The sequence below is a fragment of the Flavobacterium sp. JAS genome (genome assembly GCF_020991455.1).
Lineage (GTDB): Bacteria > Bacteroidota > Bacteroidia > Flavobacteriales > Flavobacteriaceae > Flavobacterium.
Genome location: NZ_JAJMOX010000026.1, coordinates 1 through 5,863 on the forward strand (window position 1 = coordinate 1; position 5,863 = coordinate 5,863).

Below are 5,863 nucleotides of genomic sequence, written 5' to 3' on the forward strand. Positions count from 1 at the left end.
AGAAAATACAATTTCGCAATATTCTGATGATTTAAAACAAGTAGTTGTTGAAGTAAAAGAAAACAACCAAGAGAAAGTATTGGTTGCCTATTTTGTGTCGACAACATATATAAATAAATCAGCGTTGCGCAGTTTTCTACAAGAAAAACTACCCGATTATATAGTTCCGATTTTTTATGTGGCATTAGAAAAACTACCATTAACCCCGAATGGAAAAGTAGATAGAAAAGCCCTTCCAAGTATTACTGGCGATGATATTATAAGAAAAGAATATGTAGCATCAACAAATCTAACAGAAAAGAAATTGGTAACCATTTGGCAAGAAATATTGGAAGTAGAAAAAGTTGGAATTACGGATGATTTTTTTGAGTTGGGAGGGAATAGTTTAAAAATTGTAAAGCTTTATGAACTTATTAAGAAAAATATCTCACGGGATATTAATGTTACTCATTTGTTTTCTATGACAACAATTAGATTGCAAGCGCAACACATAGATCAGTATTCCCCAGACTATACAAAAGAAGAAGAAATTATAGAAATTGATTTTTAAAAAAATATAAAAGAAGTGTACATGAAAGATATTGCAATTATTGGGTTTTCGGGTATTTTTCCTGATGCAGATTCTGTAAATGATTTTGCAGAAAATTTACTAAAAGGGAAATGCTCTATCAATGAAGTTTCAAAAAAAAGATTGTTTAATACATCAATATCTGATGAAATTGATTACTATAAAGCAGGATATTTAGAAGAAATTACTTTTTTTGATTATAAATTTTTTAATATTTCTTTAGGAGAAGCCGAAGAGATGACTCCTCATCAAAGATTATTACTTCAGGAAGCCTATAAAACTTTTGAAAATGCGGGTTATAGACTAAAAGACTTAAAAGGTTCAGATACATCCGTATATGTAGCAAATGCCAAGACAAATTATTTCTTATTAGCAGAAGAGTCAACTCCAACCTTAATAGCGGGAAATATTAACGCAATGCTTGCTAGTAGAGTCTCCAGGTTTTTTGATCTGAGAGGAGCAGCTATAAATGTGGATACTACATGTTCATCATCTTTAACAGCCATAACTCTTGCTTGTAAAGATATAATATTAGAAGAAACAGGTTTAGCATTAGTATGTGGTGTAAATATAAATGTTGTTCCTACTCTAAAAGATACTGAAATACTTCTTGGAGTTGAAGCTAAAAATGAAAGTTGTAATCCGTTTTCCGAAAATGCAGAAGGAACAATGGGAGGAGAAACTGTAACATGTGTTTTACTTAAATCTGTTGAACAAGCCGAAGCTGATGGAGATGTGATTTATGGTGTTATAAAAGGATTTGGTTTAAATCAAGATGGTGGTCAATCAGCAAGTATAATGGCACCAAGTAGTGATGGTCAGGCAAATGTGATCAATCTGGCCTTAAAAAAAGCAGGTCTGGCTCCCAAAGATATTACACTTATTGAAGCTCATGGAACGGGAACAAAGTTAGGCGATCCAATTGAAGTTGAAGGAATATCGCAAGTTTTTAGCCCTAGTCTTGAATACAATGAAAAAGTGTATGTCTCTGCAGTAAAGTCGAACATTGGACATACAGATAGTGCAGCAGGAATTGTTGGAGTTATTAAGGTATTACTTTCATTCAAAAACAATATTATATATCCGTCGATTAATGCACTTCCGCTAAATTCTTTTATAGACTTTGAAAAAGCTAAAGTGGCAGTAGTAACGAAACCCATTAGTTGGAATGAAGTAAAAAGAGCAAATAAAAAAAGAGCAGGTGTTAGTTCTTTTGGATTAATGGGAACTAATGCGCATTTAATTTTAGAATCATATGAAAAAGAAAATTCTTCTGTTCTTGAGACTGTCCGCGATCAATATGTTTTGTGCTTTAGTGCCAAAAGTAAAACGAGTTTAAGTAAATATTTGATGTCGTTTAAAAGTTATTTGAGCGATACTGAAGATAGTTTGCATAATATTTCATTTACATTAAATACTTGTAGAGAACTATATCAGTATAGATATTTAGTGACTGCTAAAAATAAAAAGCATTTATTAGAAATTCTTAATGACACTACAAGTGACCAGATAGCAGATAGCAGTATTGAAGATTTTAATGAAAATATATTAATATTTGATGATCAAATAGCTATAAGTGATGAAATATTGGAGGCCATACCTTATTACTTTGATTATAGGACTCTCTTATTAAGTGATGCACAAAAATCCTTGTTTGTTCAATATTTTAGTTATCAGTCTCTTTTAAAATCGGGAGTTTGTATTAAAGAGATAATTGGAATTGGAATTGGAAAAATTTTGTTAAAAGTATTGAAAAATGAAATATTATTTGACGAAGCGTTGAAGAGTATAGACAGTGTTTTACCAGACACCAAAAACAGCAATGAAGAATTAGAAGCGCGTGCAAAAAAATTAGTAAATAAGTATTCAAATGGACTAAAAATAATAGTTATAGGTTACGAAGGAAAATTAGCTAATGTTTTTAAGAGATTAACTAATAATAATTTATACTATAGTGCTATTGGATACGGCTTGTCTTTAAACAATAATCTAATAACATTGCTTAATTTTAATTCTAATGTTGATTCAGGTGATTACTATCAGAAAGGAAATTTTTGTAAAGTTGAACTACCATCCTATTGTTTTGAAGAAAAAAGATGTTGGATAAGAACTACGGATAATCCGTACAATCCTAAAGTCGCAAGATCAGAAAAAAACATAAATTTAGTAAATTATGAAGGCCTTTCGATTGTAGAGCAATTGGAAAAAATGTGGAGTGAAATTTTAAAAACTGAAATGCAAAAGGAGGATGATTTCTTTGATTTTGGAGGTCATTCTTTAAATGGGTTACAATTAATAAATAAGATTAATAAACACTTTTCACTAGACTTAAATATTGATACTTTATTTGAAAATGGTTCGTCTCAAGAGATGGCAGAATTCATAGAATTGAAAATAAAGAATAATAGCTTATCGGAAAAACAAGATGAAATTAAAAAGGTGCAACCACAAGACCTTTATGATGTATCCTATGCTCAAAAAAGACTGTGGTTACAAGCCAAAATGTCTGACAATGCTTCTAGCCTTAATGTTGCAATGTCTATTATAATTGAAGGAGAGTTAGATTATTTTAATTTGAATAAAGCTTATGAAATACTTATTCAAAGACATGAATCTCTAAGAACTTCATTTGTTTTGGCAGCAGATGAATTAAAACAAAAAATCTGCCCATTTGATGATATTGCAGAAATAGGTATAAAATATGAGATAAAAGAAAATCTATCTGAAGAAGCGCTAAATGCTTATATATTAAGTTTGGTAGAATTTCCTTTTGACCTGGATGATAATGGTTTGTTAACTCGTGCAACCTTAGTTAAAATTCATGAAAACAAATATATTTTCAATATTACATTACACCATTTAATTTGTGATGGTTGGTCACTTACCATTTTTCAAAAGGAATTCTTTCATATCTATAATGCGCTATGTTCCAAAGAAGAATTTTTGTTTGAACCATTAGAAATTCATTATAAAGATTACACTTCCTGGCAATTAGAAAAATCTAAAGAGATTTCTTTTAAAGAAAGTGAATCATTTTGGTTGAGTCAGTTTATAGAAAAAACTCAAGATTTAAGTTTGCAGTTCCAAAAGAACAGACCAAATGTAAAAACGTACAACGGAGATATTAATGCGTTTATAATTCCAGAGGCATTAACAAATTCGATAAAAGAACTTGTAAAAAAAGAAGGAATCACTCTGGCAATGTTTTTTGGAACAATTTTAAATTCATTTGTATCTCTATTATCAGGAGAAACGGATATAACTTTAGGATTGCCAATCACTAATAGGAATCTTACGCAATTAGAAAATCAAATCGGTCTTTATTTAAATACATTGGCTGTAAGATCTAGACTTGATGTAAAAGCATCTTTTAAAGATTTGCTAAAAGAAACTTCGAACAATTTTAAATCTGCATACAAACATCAGGATTATCCCTTTGAATTGTTGGTCGAAAAATTGCATTTGCAAAAAAATTATAGTCGTTCCCCGTTATTTGATATTGCGTTTACAGTTCAAAACTATTTGAATATAAATATTTTAGATGAATTGAAAAACTATAATGATAATTTAAATTTTCAAAATTTTGAGTTAAGCAATTATTCAAGTGCACAATTTGACTTACTCTTTAGATTTATTGACTCAGAAACTAAGTTATTTTATGAATTGGAGTATAATACAGATTTATTTGCAAAAGAAACAATTGTTAAGTATCACCATTTTATTCTCAATATTATACAACAATGTGTTGACAATAATGAATTAAAAATGGAGGACATTTCTTTAATCTCTAATAATGAAATTGAACAAATTAAAGCCACAATATTCGGATTCAACAACACAAAAGTAGATTATCCTGTAAATAAAACGGTTATAGATTTATTTGAAGAACAGGTTGAAAAAACGCCAAATAATGTGGCTGTACTATTTGAAGGGACGCAATTAACGTATCAAGAGCTAAATGAGCAATCCAATCAATTGGCTCATTATTTAAAAGAAAATTATGCAATCGAGCCTAATGATTTTATTGGGATCAAACTAAATAGAAGTGAGAGAATGGTTATTTCTATTTTAGGAATCTTGAAATCTGGTGGGGCGTATATTCCGTTGGATGTGAATTTTCCCCAGGAAAGAATAGATTTTATCACCATTGATGCCAGTTTGAAATTTTGTATTGATGAAAATGGATTTGAAAAATTTAGGAATGGCAAAGAATCTTACGATAAAACATCGCTTCAATTAAGCAATTTAGTTGACAGCTTGGCTTATTGTATGTATACTTCAGGTTCTACTGGTAATCCAAAAGGAGTTCTGATCCATCATGCGGCATTGTACAATAGGTTATTGTGGATGCTGTCGTATTTGAATGTTGGTGCGAAAGATGTCTTTCTTCAAAAAACACCTTACACTTTTGATATTTCGGTTTGGGAATTGATTTTACCTTTTATAACGGGAAGCTCGCTTGTTATAGCAAAGCCTGAAGGACATAAAGATGTCGATTATCTTCAGGAAATAATTAATGAAAAAAAGGTGTCAATAGTTCATTTTGTGCCTTCAATGTTAGGCGCTTTTCTGTTAGATGTTGATGCCGAAAAATGCAGTTCTATCGCGCATATTATCAGTGGTGGCGAAGAATTGCCCGCAATTATGGCCCACGATTGTAAAGAAAAATTCAAAAGAGCGCAACTACACAATTTTTATGGCCCAACCGAAGCGACTATTGAGGTAACTGCCATTAATTTGACTGAAATTAATGTGCTTGAACAAGGTGTAAGCATAGGAAAGCCCATTGCCAATACAAGCATTTATATTGTCAACAATTCGCTCGAATTGCTACCGGTTGGTATACCCGGAGAGTTGTTAATTTCCGGAATTCAGGTGGCCAGAGGCTATTTGAATCTTCCAGAACTTACAAAAGATCGTTTTATAGCCGATCCTTTTAGAGAAAATCACATGGTTTATCGTACAGGAGATATTGCAGAATGGTTGCCAGATGGTAGCATTCGATATATGGGAAGAGCGGACAATCAGGTAAAAATTCGAGGGAATAGAATTGAATTGGGCGAAATTGAAAATGCTATAATGTTATACGGTGACATACAGCAGTCAGTGACTGTGGTCAAAGAACTCAATAATGAAAAAGCACTAGTTGCTTATTATTTGCCAGAAAAAGGAAAAACAATAAGCAAATCAGAATTACGTACTTATCTTCAAGGAAAACTGCCGGAATATATGGTACCTGGATTTTATGTTTTGCTGGATGCTATACCTAAGACTTCAAGCGGTAAAGTGGATAGA

Annotated in this window: 2 protein-coding genes; both read left to right on the plus strand. The window is 31.3% G+C overall.

Features of this window, described 5'->3' with window-relative positions; all coding sequences use genetic code 11:
- The coding region (locus LPB88_RS23485; protein ID WP_230718200.1) for a phosphopantetheine-binding protein at positions 1-550 on the plus strand (550 nt) is incomplete at its 5' end.
- Positions 551-571: 21 nt separating this feature from the next.
- The coding region (locus LPB88_RS23490; protein WP_230718202.1) for a non-ribosomal peptide synthetase at positions 572-5,863 on the plus strand (5,292 nt) is incomplete at its 3' end.